The sequence below is a fragment of the Acuticoccus kandeliae genome (assembly GCF_003073115.1).
Window position 1 is genome coordinate 1,170,387 of the sequence record NZ_QBBV01000001.1, and the last position, 16,019, is coordinate 1,186,405.

Annotated in this window: 14 protein-coding genes; 11 read left to right on the top strand and 3 right to left on the bottom strand. The window is 68.5% G+C overall.

All coding sequences use genetic code 11. From position 1 onward, the window contains the following. The first annotated feature begins 60 nt into the window (after positions 1 to 60). On the top strand, positions 61 to 864 hold the full coding sequence (locus DBV35_RS05405; protein WP_108659185.1) for a hypothetical protein: 804 nt from the start codon (positions 61 to 63) through the stop codon (positions 862 to 864). Between the two features lies 1 nt (position 865). After that, on the top strand, positions 866 to 2,401 hold the full coding sequence (locus DBV35_RS05410) for a tripartite tricarboxylate transporter permease (RefSeq protein WP_108659186.1): 1,536 nt from the start codon (positions 866 to 868) through the stop codon (positions 2,399 to 2,401). A 19-nt stretch (positions 2,402 to 2,420) separates the two neighbouring features. Here DBV35_RS05410 and DBV35_RS05415 read toward each other — a convergent pair whose 3' ends face one another. Further along, the gene (locus DBV35_RS05415) at positions 2,421 to 3,407 is read right to left on the bottom strand and encodes a 2-hydroxyacid dehydrogenase (protein WP_108659187.1); all 987 of its coding nucleotides are present in this window, start codon (positions 3,405 to 3,407) and stop codon (positions 2,421 to 2,423) included. A 125-nt stretch (positions 3,408 to 3,532) separates the two neighbouring features. Beyond that, the gene (locus DBV35_RS05420) at positions 3,533 to 4,606 is read right to left on the bottom strand and encodes a LacI family DNA-binding transcriptional regulator (RefSeq protein ID WP_108659188.1); all 1,074 of its coding nucleotides are present in this window, start codon (positions 4,604 to 4,606) and stop codon (positions 3,533 to 3,535) included. A gap of 857 nt (positions 4,607 to 5,463) precedes the next feature. Here DBV35_RS05420 and DBV35_RS05425 point away from each other — a divergent pair. From DBV35_RS05425 to DBV35_RS05465, 9 genes are all read left to right on the top strand, one after another. Continuing rightward, positions 5,464 to 6,504, top strand: coding sequence for a sugar ABC transporter substrate-binding protein (locus tag DBV35_RS05425; protein ID WP_425428441.1), 1,041 nt, complete (start codon positions 5,464 to 5,466; stop codon positions 6,502 to 6,504). Positions 6,505 to 6,589: 85 nt separating this feature from the next. Beyond that, on the top strand, positions 6,590 to 7,651 hold the full coding sequence (locus tag DBV35_RS05430; protein WP_108659190.1) for an ABC transporter permease: 1,062 nt from the start codon (positions 6,590 to 6,592) through the stop codon (positions 7,649 to 7,651). Continuing rightward, entirely contained in the window at positions 7,648 to 8,493 is an 846-nt protein-coding gene (locus DBV35_RS05435) for an ATP-binding cassette domain-containing protein (RefSeq protein ID WP_245943848.1), read from the top strand. The genes DBV35_RS05430 and DBV35_RS05435 overlap by 4 nt, the downstream gene beginning before the upstream one ends. Beyond that, the gene (locus tag DBV35_RS05440) at positions 8,490 to 9,521 is read left to right on the top strand and encodes a carbohydrate kinase family protein (RefSeq protein ID WP_108659191.1); all 1,032 of its coding nucleotides are present in this window, start codon (positions 8,490 to 8,492) and stop codon (positions 9,519 to 9,521) included. Before DBV35_RS05435 ends, DBV35_RS05440 begins: the two co-directional genes overlap by 4 nt. A 48-nt stretch (positions 9,522 to 9,569) precedes the next feature. Beyond that, positions 9,570 to 10,556: a hypothetical protein gene (locus DBV35_RS05445; protein ID WP_108659192.1), complete on the top strand. Its 987-nt coding sequence runs from the start codon at positions 9,570 to 9,572 to the stop codon at positions 10,554 to 10,556. 112 nt (positions 10,557 to 10,668) lie between these two features. Continuing rightward, the gene (locus DBV35_RS05450) at positions 10,669 to 11,757 is read left to right on the top strand and encodes a polyamine ABC transporter substrate-binding protein (RefSeq protein ID WP_108659193.1); all 1,089 of its coding nucleotides are present in this window, start codon (positions 10,669 to 10,671) and stop codon (positions 11,755 to 11,757) included. Positions 11,758 to 11,861: 104 nt separating this feature from the next. Further along, positions 11,862 to 12,998 carry an ABC transporter ATP-binding protein gene (locus DBV35_RS05455; RefSeq protein WP_108660566.1) on the top strand — a complete coding sequence of 379 codons (1,137 nt, stop codon included), beginning with the start codon at positions 11,862 to 11,864 and terminating at the stop codon, positions 12,996 to 12,998. Beyond that, positions 12,976 to 13,914: an ABC transporter permease subunit gene (locus tag DBV35_RS05460; protein ID WP_108659194.1), complete on the top strand. Its 939-nt coding sequence runs from the start codon at positions 12,976 to 12,978 to the stop codon at positions 13,912 to 13,914. The genes DBV35_RS05455 and DBV35_RS05460 overlap by 23 nt, the downstream gene beginning before the upstream one ends. Then, positions 13,911 to 14,705 (top strand): ABC transporter permease, encoded by a 795-nt coding sequence (locus DBV35_RS05465; RefSeq protein WP_108659195.1) that lies wholly within the window; start codon positions 13,911 to 13,913, stop codon positions 14,703 to 14,705. The genes DBV35_RS05460 and DBV35_RS05465 overlap by 4 nt, the downstream gene beginning before the upstream one ends. Here the strand turns inward: DBV35_RS05465 and DBV35_RS05470 are convergent. After that, complete coding sequence (locus DBV35_RS05470) at positions 14,699 to 16,015, bottom strand: type I glutamate--ammonia ligase (RefSeq protein WP_205648476.1); 1,317 nt, start codon at positions 16,013 to 16,015, stop codon at positions 14,699 to 14,701. The two genes, DBV35_RS05465 and DBV35_RS05470, sit on opposite strands and share 7 nt — an antisense overlap. Positions 16,016 to 16,019: the final 4 nt, after the last annotated feature.

Here is a 16,019-nt window from a genome sequence, read left to right on the forward strand (position 1 = left end):
GTGACCCCTCGGGGACCCGCGCCTGCGGCCGATGTCCCGTTCCCACGATGTGAAGTCCTCATGGCCATCAGCGACACGTCCGACCCGCACAATGCCGTCACCGGCGAGGAGCCCGCCGAGGCGAAGGCGGCGCTTCGCAAAGCCGATGCGTGGACGAGCGGCGTCCTCGCCATCATCGCCATCCTGATGATCGCGAAGGCGACCACCTTTCCGCTGGAAGGCAACTACGCCGGCGTGAAGAACGCCTGGTACGTCTCCCCTGCGCTCTTTCCGCTGATCGTCGGCGGCTTCCTCTTCGTCCTGTCGATGGCGCTGATGGCGAAGGCGGTCTCGGACTATCGGCGCCTGTCGGGCGGCTCGATCCTCGCAATCCCCTTCGCCGCGGCCTGGACCAAGGGACAGGACGTCATCATCGTCGGCCTCCTCCTCACCGGCTATATTGTCGGCCTCGTCCCGCGGATCGATTTCGTCGCGGCGACGGCGATCTTCCTCATCGTCTTCATGTTCGCCTATCTCCTGCCCACGCAGGGACAGCGCTACGGGCTCGTCGCCGCCTTCTCGGCCGGCGCGGCCCTGGTCTTCCTCGTCTCGCTCGTGACGTGGCCGCCGGTCGGCTCCGACGGGCAGAAGACGATCGACCTCGTGGTCTGGGCGCTCGCCGCGGTCGCGGCCGTCTTCGGCATCGCCGTCTCGTCGGGTCCGCTCCGCCGGCGCGCCGTGCAGGCGACGGTGACGAGCCTCGTCACCGCGCTCTTCCTGTCCGCCGCGTTCAAATATTTCCTCCTCGTTCCCCTCCCCAAGGAGGGATGGACGATCGGGCTGATGGACGCCGTGCGCAGCGCGATCCGCGCGTGGGGAGCCTGAGATGAGCCCGCTCGACCAGCTCGGCGCCTTCGGCGGCGCCATCGTCTCGATGCTGACCGACCCGTGGTCGGTCGCGATCCTCCTCGGATCGAGCTTCCTCGGCATCGTCTTCGGCGCGCTCCCCGGCCTCACCGCGACGCTCGGCGTCGGCCTCCTCGCGACGCTCACCTACAATTTCGGCTACCAGACCGCGCTGCTCGCGCTGATCGCGATGTATGTCGGGGCGATCTATGGCGGCTCCTACCCGTCGATCCTCCTCAACATTCCGGGCACCGCGGCCTCCGCCGCCTCCGCGATGGACGGCTATCCGATGGCCGCGCGCGGGGAGGGCGGGCGCGCGCTCGGCCTCACCACCACCGCGTCCTTCATCGGCACGATCCTCGGCATGGTGGCGCTCGTCATCCTGTCGCCGCTGATCGTGGAGGTGGCACTCGGCTTCACGAGCTACGAATTCTGCCTTCTCGCGATCTTCGGCATCATCATCTCCGGGACGCTCCAGAGTCCCGATCTCGTCATCAAGGGGTGGATCGCGGGCTTTATCGGCCTCGCCCTCTCGGTGATCGGGCGCGACCCGCTGATGTTCTATCCGCGCTACACGTTCGGCCTGCCGGCGCTGGATTCGGGGCTCGAGGTGGTGCCGGTGCTGATCGGCGCCTTCGCGATCCCGCAGATCATCTCCACCATCCGCACAGGCGCGCCGCTCGCCAGCCGCCAGGTGATGGGGCGGATCGTCCCCGAATTCGGCACGATCCTCAAAAACATGCGCCACATCGTGCGCTCGGCGTTCGTGGGCATCGGCATCGGCGCGGTGCCCGGCGTCGGCGAGGATATCGCGGGCTGGGTCTCCTACGGCGCGGCGAAGAGCACCTCACGCCATCCGGAGACCTTCGGCACCGGCGACCCGGCCGGCCTCATCTCGGCCGAGACGGCGAACAATGCCTGCATCGGCGGCGCGCTGATCCCGCTCGTGACGCTCGGCATTCCGGGAAGCCCGCCTGCGGTGATGCTCCTCGGCGCGCTGATGCTGCATGGCCTGACGCCCGGCCCCATGCTGTCGATCTCGCATCCGAGCTTCCTCGCCGAGCTTGCGGCGGTGATGGTGCTGGCGTCGGCCGCGATGTGCCTCAACGGACTGGTCCTTGCGCGGCAGGTGGTGAAGGTGCTGCGCGTGCCGAGCCCGATCTTCCTGCCGATCGTCGCGGTCCTCTCGGTCCTCGGCTCCTACGCGCTCGGGCTCAACGTCTCGAACCTCTACCTGATGCTCGCGGTCGGCATCGCCGCCTATCTCCTGTCGGAGATGCGCTACCCGATCGCGCCGCTCGTGATCGGTGTGATCCTCGGCCCGATGGCGGACGAGAATCTGCGCCGCGCGCTGATGGTGGGGCAGGGCGATCTCACCGGCTTCGTCAGCCGTCCGGTGAGCCTCATCCTCCTCGCGGCGATCGCGTTGACGGTGTTCTCGCAGATGCCGCTCGCGCGCCGCGCGCTCGGCCGCCTCTTCACCCGCCGCTCGCAGAAGGCCGTCACCACCCATTGAGGGTGGCGACGGCGTCGCGTCAGCTCGTGACGAGCGCGGGTCGCACCACGTGGGTGAGCGGGCGTCCGCTCGCGAGGCGCTCCAGATTGTCGGCGATCATCTCGGTTCGCCGGTCGAGCGTGCCCTCGGTCCAGCCCGAGATGTGCGGCGTCATGTAGACGTTGGTGAAGGCGGCGAAATCGTAGGCCGAGGGCGGCGCGTTCTCGTCGTCCACATTCTTCGGATAGTTGTACCAGACGTCGATCACCGCGCCGCCGATGGTGCGCGTGCGCAGCGCCTCGAAGAGGGCGGCCTCCTCCACGACCGGCCCGCGCGCGACATTCACCACCACCGCGCGCCGCTTCATGCCGGAGAGGACCGCGCGGTTGATGAGGCCGCGCGTCTGGTCGGTCAGGGCGACGGCGACGACGAGGAAGTCCACCTTCGCCGCCATCGCAGCGACGTCCTTCAGCGTGAAGGTCTCGGCAAGGTTCGGATCGTCCTCGATCGGGCTGCGGTTCGCGGCGATCGTGGTGACGCCGAACGGCGCGAGGCGGGTCGCGATCGAGCGGCCGATCAGCCCGTACCCAACGATGCCGACGACGCTGCCGGCGAGCTCGCGATGGGGCGCGGCGCCGAGCTTGTTGGAGCGCGCCCAGCTCCCCCGCTTGAAGCTCGCATTCGCCTCGCAGAAGCGGTGGCAGGCCTGGAGCATGGAGAGGATCACGTACTCGGCGACGCCCTCGCCGTGGCCGGTGACATTGCACAGCGTCGCTCGGCCGGGGACGGCGGCGATGTCGATCCCGTCATAGCCGACGCCGGTCGTCTGGATGAGGCGCAGCGCCGCGCTCGCGGGCGTCGTGCGGTTGAATTGCGCGGTGACGACGGCCTCCGCGCCGTCGAAGGCGGCGCGCGTCGCGGGCGAGGCGCCGAAATCGGCCGACACGAGGGTGAAGTCCGGCGACAGGCGCGCGGCGAGGCGCTCGCGGAAGGAGAGCCCGGTGCCGCCATAGAGGACGACCTTCATCGCGCGCGGTCCCCGGTCTCGTGTCGTTCTTGTGCCATCGGTCACTCCCTGTCGCGGGACAGAGAATAAACCAAACCGGCCCGGATGTTACGCCCCATGCGCCAACTTGCGCGCGGTGTGTCGCATCAGGGGAGCGACAGCTGTCCCGAGGATTCGCGGTGGACGACCCCGTCGGGGCGCAGGATCATCGCGTGCGGGTCGACGCGCCGTCCCTCGATGAGGTCGATGAGGTTGGTCGCCGCGCTCCAGCCGAGGCGGAAGAGGGGGAGGCGCACCGCGGTGACGGCCGGCGTCATCATCTCCGCCGCCCGCGTGTCGTTCAGCGAGATGACCGACACGGCGTCCGGCACGCAGAGCTTCAACTTGCGCGCGGCGCGCGTGATCCCGGCCGCGACGGCGAGATTCCAGGCGACGAAGGCGGTGGGGCGGTCGATGTCGCTGAGGAGGTCCAGCGCGGCGGCCTCCGCGTCGTGCGCGCTTGGATTGATCTCGCGCAGGAGACGGGGGTCGACCGGCAGGTTCGCGGCCTCGAGCCCGGCGATGAAGCCGGAGCGGCGGCGGTCGCTCACATAGGTGGGCGCGGCGGCGCACAGATAGGCGATGCGCGCGTGGCCGAGCTCGGCGAGGTGGCCGACCGCGAGCTGCGCGCCGGCCTCGTTGTCCACGATGACGCTGTAATCGTTGGCATCGCCCGTGTCGCAATTGACGGCGACGACGCGGGCGCCGAGCGAGGTGAAATCGTCCAGCAGGCGCTGGTCGTCGACGGTGCCGAGGAGCACGCCGTCGACGCGGCTGCCGAGGACGATGCGCCGCCCGAGCTCGCGCGGGGAACCGCCTTCCTCGACCTGGGCGATGAGGACCGAATAATTCTGCTCCGCCGCGGCGCGGTGTGCCCCCTCGATGATCTGGCCGAAGACGGGGCTGCCGAGCTCGGGAACCACGAAGGCGATCGTCCAGGTGCGCGAGAGGCGCAGGCTGCGTGCGTTGGGGTTCGGAATGTAGGACAGCTCCGCGGCGGCTGCCTGAATGCGCAGGCGCGTCTCTTCGCGGATGTTGAGATTGGGGTCGTTGCTGAGGGCGCGTGAAACGGTGGACTTCGCGACTTCGGCACGGCGCGCGACGTCGGCGAGCGTCGCCGGCCCTGACGTCTGGATGCCGGCCGGAAGTTTCGTCCTATCGCGGCGACGGTGATCGTGCATGCGCGTAGTATCTCATTGTTTCCTCAAAGCTTTTTATTTTGCCAACGGACACGGCGCGTAGCCCCGACTCCTCCATCGGCGGGCCGATGTCCTGGCGACACGAAAACTCGCTCTTACAAAGCAGTTCAGAAGATCGGACTCAGTGCCGAAGGTCAGCGAAAACGATTGATCGACAGGGGCTTGGCAAAGCGTCCGCCCCAGCCTTCCAGACCAGAAGGCCGTCGAGGGCCTTATGATCTGATAATCTAGCATTATGAGTCCTTCTTCCAAATAGCATAAGAGTCAATTGCACGCTTGGTTGATGCGCCGCGCGGGCGAGGCGTTGTCCGGCCGAACCCCGGCGGCAGCCGCGCCTGTCTCCGACCGGATCGCCCGAACGCAGCCTTGATCATATTTTGCATGGTTGCAATGCCCGGTGCCGCATTGCGGGCATTCCGGACGCGCGTGTCACAGGACTGCCGCAATCCGCGATCGTGCCGGCCGTGGGGCGGGCGAGGGGCGCGCGCGAACCGTCCGTCGCGCATTGCGTGCGCGCGGCGGCCGCGCGCCGGACCGGCGGATGACGGGCGGAAGTAATCGATCGCATACGCCACCATCCGGTGCCTGCCGATTAACACGATAGGCAATAAACGCCCAAGCAAGGGCGGATGGTTCCGTTGGCAATCGGAGTTTTTTGCTTCGTCCATGTTGCAGTGCAACTCTACCGAACGCTGCGAGGATCGTTGACAAGCCTCAGGGTTGCCGTCTCTTATTCGGGGTGACGGCACCCAGGCGGTCGGAAATGGCCGTGAACGGGCCGCACAGCCCGGCGCAAAAGACCGGGCGGACACAGATCCGGTTCTGGGAGGAATCGAATGATGAAAAATGCTAGGGCCTTGGCGGGCCTCGTGGCCGGCGGCGCGATGGCGTGCGCGCTCATGGCCGGCAGCGCATTGGCGCAGGACGACATCCTGATCGGCCTCGTCACGAAGACCGACAGCAATCCCTTTTTCGTGAAGATGCGCGAAGGCGCCTCGCAGAAGGCCGAAGAGCTGGGCGTGACGCTCCAGAGCTTCGCCGGCAAGTTCGACGGTGACAACGATACCCAGGTGACCGCGGTCGAGAACCTCATCTCCGCCGGCGCCAAGGGCATCCTCATCACCCCGAACGACACGGTCGGCATCGTCCCCGCGATCCAGAAGGCGCGCGACGCGGGCATCCTGGTGATCGCGCTCGACACCCCGCTCGACCCGACCGACGCCGCGGACGCGACCTTCGCGACCGACAATTTCAAGGCCGGCCGCCTGATCGGCGCGTGGGCGGCGAAGACGCTCGGCGAGGACGGGGCGAAGAACGCCAAGATCGCGCTCCTCGACGCGCACGAGGCCCAGCCCACCGTCGACGTCGCGCGCGACCAGGGCTTCATGGAAGGCTTCGGCATCGATATCGGCGACCCGAAGCGTTATCTCGACGAGAACGACCCGCGGATCGTCGGCCATTATTGGGCGGGCGGCGCCGAGGACGGCGGGCGCACCGGCATGGAGACCCTTCTTCAGAAGGACTTCGACACGAACGTCGTCTACACCATCAACGAGCCGACCGCCGCGGGCGCCTATGAGGCGCTGAAGGCCGCCGGCATGGATGGGTCGGGCGTCCTCATCGTCTCCGTCGATGGCGGCTGCCCGGGCGTGAAGAACGTCGCGGAAGGCATCATCGGCGCGACCGCGCAGCAATATCCGCTGAAAATGGCCTCGCTCGGCGTCGAAGCCGTCGTCGCCTTCGCCAAGGACGGCGTGATGCCCGCGCCGACGCCGGGCCTCGACTTCTTCGACACCGGCGTCGCCCTCGTCACCGACAAGCCGGTCGACGGGCTGGAATCGATCTCGTCCGAGGAAGCGCTGAAGCTCTGCTGGGGCTGATCCGCACCGGCGGCCGCGCGCCCGAGCGCCCGGCCGCCGTCCCCGGCGACTTCCGCATCCACAGCCCACACCACGAGTCCGGCCCATGGCGAGCGATACTGAGGTCGAGGCGGTCTTTCCCGGGCGCGAAGTGCGCTCGCCGCTTCGCCGCCTTCAATATTTCCTGCACCTCTACCCGACGACGGTGCCCTTCATCGTCCTCGCGCTCGGCCTCGTGGTCTTCGGGCTGATCGTCGGCGACCGCTTCTTCCATCCCTTCAACCTGTCGCTGGTCCTCCAGCAGGTGACGGTGATCGCGCTCCTCGCGGTCGGCCAGACGATGGTGATCCTCGTCGCCGGCATCGACCTGTCGGTCGGGGCGATCATGGTCCTCTCCTCGGTGGTGATGGGGCGCCTCGCGGTCGTCACCGGCCTCCCGGTGGAGCTCGCCTTCGCGCTCGGCCTCCTCACGGGCGCGGCCTGCGGCTTCGCGAACGGGCTCCTCATCACGACGCTCCGCCTGCCGCCCTTCATCGTGACGCTCGGCACCTGGAGCATCTTCGAGAGCATCAACTTCCTCTATTCGAAGAACGAGTCGCTCCGGCAGCAGGATGTCGAGGCGACCGCGCCGCTCCTGCAGTTCACCGGCCACTCGATCCGCCTCACCGACATCATCCCCCTCGACTTCCTGAAGGGCGGGGTGCTGACCTTCGGCTCGGTGCTGATGATCTTCGTCGCGATCGTCGTCTCCTACATGCTGACGCGCACGAAATTCGGCCGGCACGTCTACGCCTCGGGCGACGATCCAGAGGCCGCGCGCCTCGTCGGCATCAATGTCCGCCTCACCCTCATCAAGGTCTACACCTGCGCGGGGCTCATTTGCGGCATCGCCGGGTGGGTGCTGATCGGGCGCATCGGGGCGGTGAGCCCGAACGCCGGCTACAACGCCAACCTCGATTCCATCACCGCCGTGGTGATCGGCGGGACGAGCCTCTTCGGCGGGCGCGGCGCGATCATAGGCACGCTCTTCGGGGCGCTGATCGTCGGCGTCTTCCGCAACGGGCTGGCGCTCGCGGGGCTCCAGAACAACTGGCAGAACCTCACGGTCGGCGCGCTTATCATCATCGCGGTCGCGCTCGACCAGTGGATCCGGCGGGTGTCGGTGTGAGCCCGGTCGCCACCATCAAGACGCCGACGCCGATCCTCCAGGCGCGTGGCCTCACCAAGCGCTACGGCCGCGTCGTCGCGATCGACCGGGCCGATTTCGACCTGATGCCGGGCGAGATCCTCGCCGTCATCGGCGACAACGGGGCGGGCAAGACGACGCTCATCAAGGCGCTCGTCGGCGCGATCCTGCCGGACGCAGGCGAGATCGTGATGGACGGCCGCCCGGTCCACTTCACCTCGCCGATCGAGGCGCGCTCGGCCGGGATCGAGACGGTCTACCAGAACCTCGCCCTCTCGCCGGCCCTCTCGGTGGCGGAGAACATGTTTCTTGGCCGCGAGCGGCGGTTGCCGGGCTGGCGCGGCCGGTTCCTGCGCACGCTCGACCGGGGCGGGATGCGGCGCGAGGCGAGGGAGCGGCTCGCCGATCTCGGCATCCTCACCGTCCAGAATGTGGACCTGCCGGTGGAGGCGCTGTCCGGCGGTCAGCGCCAGGGCATCGCCGTCGCCCGCGCCACCGCCTTCGGCACGCGCGTCGTGGTGATGGACGAGCCGACGGCCGCGCTCGGCGTCAAGGAATCGCGGCGCGTGCTGGAGCTGATGCTCGACGTGAAGCGGCGCGGGATGTCGATCATCCTCATCAGCCACAACATGCCCCACGTGTTCGAGGTGGCGGACCGGATCCACATCCACCGCCTCGGCCAGCGCGTCGCAGTGATCCGCCCGCACGACCACGAGATGTCGGACGCCGTCGCGATCATGACCGGGGCGATGGCCCCGCCGAAGACCGAGCCGATCCCGCTCGTGCGCACCGACCCACAACGCCAGGAAAGCCACCCATCATGAGACGCGGCATCCTGACCGGCGGCACCTGGTGCCTCGATCGCAACATCATGGTCGTCACCTGGCCGGCGGAGAACGGCCGCGCCGACATCCTGGAGAACATCCCCTGCGGCGGGGGCTCCGGCTACAACATGGCCGTCAACATCAAGACGCTCGACCCGGCGATGCCGGTCGGCACGATCGCGCTCGTCGGCGCGGACGCGGACGGGGCCTTCCTCGTCGGCGAGGCAGAGCGCTACGGCATCGAGCACTCGCGGATGCAGACGACCGACAAGGCACCGACCGACTACACGCTCGCCTTCGCCTCGGCCGACAAGGGCCTGCGCACGCACATGAGCCAGTTCGGCGTTGCGAACCTTCTGACACCTGACCATTTCGACTTCTCCGGCCTCACCCACAAGCTCCTCCATCTCGGCCTGCCGGGGATCCATGCGCTGATGGACGGGCCGTGGGGCGGGTTCGAGAATGGCTGGGCCGCGACGCTCGACAAGGCGCGGCGGGCGGGCCTTGCGACGAACATGGAGCTCACCTCCATCGAGGCAGAGCGGATCAACGCGCTGATGCGCCCGTGCCTGCCGCATCTCGACCTCCTCATCGTCAACGACCACGAGATCGGCGGCATCGCCGGGATCGAGACGGTGCCGGGCGGGGAGACCGATATCGACGCGTGCGTTGCCGCCGCCCGCGCGGTGATGGAGCGTGGCGCGATGGCGCTCGTCGCCGTCCATTTCCCGCGCGGCGGGGTGGTGGTGACGCGCGATGGCGGCGTCACCGTGCGCCCCTCCGTGCGCGTCCCGCAGGAGGCGATCGCCGGGGCGAACGGGGCAGGGGACGCGTTCGCTGCCGGCTTCCTCTACGGCTGGCACGAGGGCTGGCCGGTCGCCGACTCGCTGGCGCTCGCCCACGCCACCGCCGCCGCCTCGCTGCGCGACATCACGACCACCGGCGGCATCCTCCCCTGGCGCGAGGCGCTGGACCTTGCGAACCGATGGGGATGGCGGGAGGACGCGCGGCCCTCCGCCGTCGCCTGACCCGCCCGCACCGACTCACCACAAGGACCCAAGGAAAGGGATCGACCCATGCTCGCTCTGGACCGCAAGCTCGCCAACATCCAGGCGGGCCGGTACACGCCCGCGGACTTCATCATCGCCGACGCGAAGGACGGCGATATCGGCTTCGGGCGGGCCGCGCCGGTCGCAGATCCCGCGAAGCCGGGCCGCCACACGCCGCGCGCAACCCATCTCGAGGCGATCCGTCAGATGACGCGCACCGGCCTCGTCGACATCATGCTCGTCTCCGCCTCGACCGGGGAGCGCCTGTCGAAGGAGGGGCTCTTCGCGGGCTCGGACGTGACGCTCGCGATGCGCCTCAACGACACGACCGACATCTGGTCCGCGCGCGGCGGGCGCTATCGCGAGGAGCCCTCGCGCCACCACCGCACGGCGCGGCTCGATCAGGTCGCCGCCCACACCAATCTCGGCCTCTACTCGATCACCTTCTCGAACCAGCGCGACATCGACGCGATCAACGCCGAGGCCTACAGCGCCTTCCGCAAGGAGGCGGGGCAGCACGGGATGCGGCACTTCCTGGAGGTCTTCAATCCGGCCTTCGACATCCGCCTGACGGACGGGGCCGATATCGGCTCCTTCATCAACGACAACATCGTGCGCACGCTCGCCGGCGTGATGGACATCGACTTCCCGAAATTCCTGAAGATCCAGTACAACGGCCCCGAGGCGATGGAGGAGCTCGCCTCCTACGATCCCACCCACCTCATCGTCGGCATCCTCGGCGGGTCGGCCGGCACCACGCGCGACACGTTCGAGCTTTTGTCCCAGGCCGAGCGCCACGGCGCGCGCGTTGCGCTGTTCGGTCGCAAGATCCACCTCGCCGAGTCGCCGGTCGATATCGTGCGCCTCATGCGCGAGGTGGTCGGGCGCAATCTGACCTCGGGGGAGGCGGTGAAAGCCTATCACGGCGCCCTGTCCGAGCGCGGCGTGCGTCCCAGGCGCGACCTCGACGACGACATGGTTCTTTCCGAGGAGGCGTTGAAGAAAGCGGCATAGTCGGCTGAGGCGGCTTGACTTATCGTCCGGTTGATTGCGCAAGGACCATCGGCACGTTTCGTGCAAACGTGCCGAATGGATCTGATCGACCTGGCAGCCTGAGGAGGGACCCTTGGCCACGAGATGGACAGTCGTTGCAGCGCTCGCCTCGGCGCTAGTCGCCGGACCCGCCGCGGCCCAGGAGGTCGTGAACGTCTACAACTGGTCGGACTATATCGACGAGTCGATCCTGTCCGACTTCACCGCCGAGACCGGCATTAGCGTCCAGTATGACGTGTTCGATTCCAACGAGTTCGTCGAGGCGAAGCTCCTCGCCGGCAAGAGCGGCTACGACGTCGTCGTCCCGACCGCCTACTTCCTGTCGCGGCAGATCAAGGCCGGCATCTTCGCCCCGCTCGACAAGTCGAAGCTGCCGCACATGTCGAACCTCTGGGACAAGATCCTGAAGGAGACGGCGACCTACGATCCGGGCGCGGAATACGCGATCCCCTACATGTGGGGCACCACCGGCATCGGCTACGTGAAGGAGAAGATCCTGGAGCGGATGCCGGACGCGCCGGTCGATTCCTGGGCGATGCTGTTTGACCCGGACGTCGTGTCGAAATTCGCCGATTGCGGCATCTACGTGCTCGACGCGCAGTCGGACATGCTGCCGATCGCGATGAATTATCTCGGCCTCGACCCGAACTCCAAGGAGCCGGACGATATCCGCGCCGGGGCCGAGCTGATGGCGAAGATCCGCCCCTCGATCCAGAAGTTCGATTCCTCCGAGTACATCAACGGCCTCGCGAACGGTGACATCTGCCTCGCGGTCGGCTGGTCGGGCGACATCCTCCAGGCGCGCGACCGCGCCGCGGATGCCGACAATGGCGTCACCGTCGAATATTCGATCCCCAAGGAAGGGGCGCCGATGTGGTTCGACATGATGGCGATCCCCGCCGACGCGCCGCACAAGGAGAACGCGCTCGCCTTCATCGACTACCTGATGCGGCCGGAAGTGATTGCGAAGGCGACCAACTACGTGAACTATGCCAACGCGAACGCGGCATCGAGGGAGTTCGTGGATGAGGCCGTTCTCGACGATCCTGCCGTCTATCCGCCGGACGCCGTCCAGGAGACCCTGTTCACGACGACCGAGCTGCCGCCCGCCGTCCAGCGCGTCGCAACGCGCGAGTGGACGCGCATCAAGACGGGTCGCTGACCCCCTGATCGTGGGACGCGGGTGTTGAGAACGCCCGCGCCCGTCACGCTTGAGACGCGGAGCCCGCCGATGATGCGCCAGTCACGGCCCCTTCGATGAACGAGATGGCCTCGCCGTCGGGCTTCCGCGGAACCCCGTTCGGCGGCGATCCGACCCTGCCGTTCATCCGCTTCGACCATGTGAGGAAGACCTTCGGCCGCTTCGTTGCGATCGACGATCTTTCGCTCGACATCAACGAGGGCGAGTTCTTCGCGCTTCTCGGCCCGTCGGGCTGCGGCAAGACCACGTTGATGCGGATGCTCGCCGGGTTCGAGGCGCCGACCAGCGGGGACATCTATCTCGACGGGGTGAACCTCAACGGCGTGCCGGCCCACAAGCGGCCGACCAACATGATGTTCCAGTCCTACGCGCTGTTTCCGCACCTCTCCGTGTGGGACAACATCGCGTTCGGCCTGCGCCGCGAGGGGCTCGGCGCGGACACGATCGCCGCGCGCGTCGAGGCGATGCTCACCCTCGTTCAGCTGACGCCCCAGGCCCGGCGCAAGCCCCACCAGCTCTCCGGCGGCCAGCGCCAGCGTGTGGCGCTCGCCCGCTCGCTCGCCAAGGAGCCGCGCGTTCTCCTCCTCGACGAGCCGCTCGCCGCGCTCGACAAGAAGCTGCGCGCCGAGACCCAGTTCGAGCTGACCGAGATCCAGCGCCGCCTCGGCATCACCTTCATCATCGTCACCCACGACCAGGACGAGGCGATGGTGCTCGCCGACCGGATCGCGGTGATGCGGGAGGGGGCGATCGAGCAGATCGGCACCCCGTCCGAGATCTACGAAGCGCCGGTGAGCCGGGCCGTCGCCACCTTCATCGGCGAGACGAACCTGATGGAGGGGAAGGTCGCGCGCGTCTCCCCGTCCGAGGTCGAGCTCGCGGTCGAGACGCTCGGCACGCGGGTGCGGGCCCAGGCGGGCGAAGGCGCCTCCGGAGGCGCGGCCGGGTGCGTCGCCGTGCGGCCGGAGAAGATCGTGATGCGGCCGGCCGAGAGCGCGCCGCTCGACGGCGCGAACGCGGTCTCGGGCGTCGTGGTGGACGCCGCCTATATGGGCGAGGACACGCTCTATCGCGTGCGCCTCGACACCGGGCACCTCCTCAAGGTCCGCCGGTCGAACACGCGGGAGGGGGCGTCGATCGCGATCGGCGACCAGGTGATGCTCACGTGGGACGAGGCCGATGCGGTTTTCCTCGAGCGCTGAGGCGCTGAGGGCGGACAAGGGCGGGCGGCGCTTCGCCAACGCGAGCCTCGCGGGTCTCCTCCCTTATCTCTGGCTCCTCGTCTTCTTCCTCATCCCGTTCCTGATCGTCCTCAAGATCTCGCTGTCGACGGCCTTCTACGGGCAGCCGCCCTACGAGCCGAGCTTCGACCTCTCCGAAGGGTTCGCGGCGACGGTGGAGAAGGCGAAATCCCTCTCGTTCGACAACTTCCTGTTCCTCGCGAGCGACTCGCTCTACTGGCGCGCCTACCTCTCGTCGCTGGAACTCGCGGCGGTCTCGACGATCATCACCCTCCTCATCGGCTTCCCGATCGCCCACGCGATGGCGCGCGCCCCGCGCGGCGTGCGCCCGCTCCTCGTGGCGCTCGTCATCATGCCGTTCTGGACGTCCTTCCTGATCCGGATCTACGCCTGGATCGGCATCCTGAAGCGGGAGGGGCTCCTCAACGCGCTCCTCCTCGACATCGGCGCGATCACTGAGCCGCTGAACATCCTCAACACCAACGGGGCGGTCCTCATCGGCATCGTCTACGGCTACCTGCCGTTCATGGTGCTGCCCCTCTATGCCGCGCTGGAGCGGCAGGATCCGGCGCTGCTGGAGGCCGCGTCCGATCTCGGCAGCCCGCCCTGGCTCGCCTTCTGGCAGGTGACGGTGCGGCTCGCGGTGCCCGGGATCGTGGCGGGATCGCTCCTCGTCTTCATCCCCGCCGTCGGCGAGTTCGTGATCCCGAGCCTCCTTGGCGGGTCGAACACGCTGATGATCGGCCAGACGCTGTGGGACGAGTTCTTCCTCAACCACGACTGGCCACTCGCGAGCGCGGTGGCGATCGTGCTCCTCGTGGTCCTCGTGGTGCCGATCACCCTCTTCCAGAGGGCGCAGTCGCGTCAGGCCGAATGACCCGCTTCACCGCCCTCAACGCCGTCTCGCTGACGTTCGGCTTCGCGTTCCTGTACCTCCCGATCCTGCTCCTGGTGATCTACTCGTTCAACGAGTCCCAGCTCGTGACGGTGTGGGGTGGCTTCTCCACCAAGTGGTACGTCTCGCTCTTCCAGAACCGGCAGCTGCTCGCGGCGGCGAAGATCTCGCTCCTCGTCGGCCTCGTCACCGCGACGCTCGCGACGCTGCTCGGCACGCTCGCCGCGATCGCGCTGACGCGCGCGCGGCGCCTGCCCGCCCGCTCCCTCTTCCAGGCGATGACCTACGCCCCGCTCGTGATGCCGGAGGTGATCACCGGCCTCTCGATGCTGCTTCTCTTCGTCGCCATCGGCTTCGACCGGGGCTTCTGGACGATCACCATCGCGCACACGACCTTCGCGCTCTGCTTCGTCGCGGTGGTGGTCCAGTCGCGCCTCACCGCCTTCGACATGAGCCTCGAGGAGGCCGCGCGCGATCTCGGCGCCCCGCCGGTGAAGGCCTTCTGCCTCGTGACGCTGCCGGTGATCGCGCCGGCTGTGGCGGCGGGCTGGCTCCTCGCCTTCACCCTCTCGCTCGACGATCTCGTGATCGCGAGCTTCACGAGCGGGCCCGGCTCCACCACGCTGCCGATGCGCATCTTCAGCGCCGTCCGCCTCGGCGTCTCGCCCGAGATCAACGCGGCGAGCACCATCCTCATCGGCGTCGTCGCGGTCGGGGTCATCACCGCGAGCCTTGCCACCAAGATCGGCGCGCGGCGCGGGGGCGATCAGTAGGCGAGGCAGTAGGCGGCGATCCGCTCGTCGATCGTCTTGCCGTCGAGAACGGCAAGTTCGCCGCGCTTGTGGGCGAGATAGATGCTCGGGAAGCGGCCGGGGAAGGCGGCGAGGAGGGCGGTGTCGGCCTCCAGCGCGTCGAGCGCGTCGGCGAGCGTCGCCGGCAGGCGCACGAGCCCCTTCGCCGCCAGCGCATCGGGGGCGAGGAGGGTGAGGTCGCCCGTCGTCGGCTCGGGCGCCGGGAGGCCCGCGCGCACACCTTCCAGCCCGGCGAAGATCATCGCGGCGAGCGACAGGTGCGGCGTCGCCGAGGCGTCGGTCGCGCGGTACTCGATGTTGAACTGGCGCGAGCGCCGCGCCTCGTCGTCCCCGGCGAAGGTCGGGCAGACGCGCACCGCCGCCTCGCGATCCTGGACGCCGAGATTGTTGAAGGCCGCGCTCCAGCGGTGCGGGGTGAGGCGGATGTGGGAGAGCGCGCTCGGCGCGGTGAGCGCGGTGAGGGCGGGAAGGTGGGCGAGGATGCCGGCGATGAAGGATCCCGTCACCGCCGCGAGGCCGTGGGGGCGGGCGGCATCGCGCGTCTTCGGATGGCCGTTCTCGTCCCAGAAGGAGAAGTGGATGTGGACGCCGTTGCCGACCCCGTGCTCGCTGACGAGCGGGGAGAAGGTGACGGGCGCCTCGAAATCCTCCGCCACCGCGTAGGTGAGCTGGCGCAGCATCACCGCCTCGTCCGCCGCGCGCATCGCCTCCTGGGGCGGCAGCGTGATCTCGAACTGGCGCGGGCCGAATTCGCGCAGGAAGCTGTCCGGCGGGAGCCCCGCGTCGCGCAGCACCCCGGCGAGCGTCTCGCCGAAGATGCGCCGGCCGCGCAGGCCCCGCAGCGAGTAGGCGGTGCCCGGCTCCGGCTCGTGGTCGGCGTTGCGGAAGGTGAATTCGTGCTCGAAGGCGACGCGCAGCGAGAGGCCGGTCTCCGCCTTCAGCGCCGCGATCGCACTGTCGAGGATCGTGCGCAGGCAACATTCCCAGGGCGCGCCGTCCCCCTCGACGACCCGGCACAGGACGAACCGCTCCGTCGCGCCGCCCGGCAGCGGCACCTCCACCATGGCGTTCCGGTCCGGGATCATGCGCACGTCGCCCGTCGGGCCCCAGGGGCTTTCGGAGGCTGTGTCGAAGCAGGTGATCTGCACGTTCGCGGGCGTCCACCCGGCCCCGATCTCGAACAGCTCGCCGAAGGCGGAGAGGGGGACGGCCTTGCCCCGGACCTGGCCGGCGATGTCGGGGATGCAGGTTGCAATCAGGGGTTCGGTCATGGGG

What these genes read in the sequence shown, in the direction of transcription:
- DBV35_RS05405 (WP_108659185.1), top strand. Translation starts at nt 61, where the DNA reads ATGGCCATCAGCGACACGTCCGACCCGCACAATGCCGTCACCGGCGAG.
- DBV35_RS05410 (WP_108659186.1), top strand. Translation starts at nt 866, where the DNA reads ATGAGCCCGCTCGACCAGCTCGGCGCCTTCGGCGGCGCCATCGTCTCG.
- DBV35_RS05415 (WP_108659187.1), bottom strand. Translation starts at nt 3,407, where the DNA reads ATGAAGGTCGTCCTCTATGGCGGCACCGGGCTCTCCTTCCGCGAGCGC.
- DBV35_RS05420 (WP_108659188.1), bottom strand. Translation starts at nt 4,606, where the DNA reads ATGCACGATCACCGTCGCCGCGATAGGACGAAACTTCCGGCCGGCATC.
- DBV35_RS05425 (WP_425428441.1), top strand. Translation starts at nt 5,464, where the DNA reads ATGAAAAATGCTAGGGCCTTGGCGGGCCTCGTGGCCGGCGGCGCGATG.
- DBV35_RS05430 (WP_108659190.1), top strand. Translation starts at nt 6,590, where the DNA reads ATGGCGAGCGATACTGAGGTCGAGGCGGTCTTTCCCGGGCGCGAAGTG.
- DBV35_RS05440 (WP_108659191.1), top strand. Translation starts at nt 8,490, where the DNA reads ATGAGACGCGGCATCCTGACCGGCGGCACCTGGTGCCTCGATCGCAAC.
- DBV35_RS05445 (WP_108659192.1), top strand. Translation starts at nt 9,570, where the DNA reads ATGCTCGCTCTGGACCGCAAGCTCGCCAACATCCAGGCGGGCCGGTAC.
- DBV35_RS05455 (WP_108660566.1), top strand. Translation starts at nt 11,862, where the DNA reads ATGGCCTCGCCGTCGGGCTTCCGCGGAACCCCGTTCGGCGGCGATCCG.
- DBV35_RS05460 (WP_108659194.1), top strand. Translation starts at nt 12,976, where the DNA reads ATGCGGTTTTCCTCGAGCGCTGAGGCGCTGAGGGCGGACAAGGGCGGG.
- DBV35_RS05465 (WP_108659195.1), top strand. Translation starts at nt 13,911, where the DNA reads ATGACCCGCTTCACCGCCCTCAACGCCGTCTCGCTGACGTTCGGCTTC.
- DBV35_RS05470 (WP_205648476.1), bottom strand. Translation starts at nt 16,015, where the DNA reads ATGACCGAACCCCTGATTGCAACCTGCATCCCCGACATCGCCGGCCAG.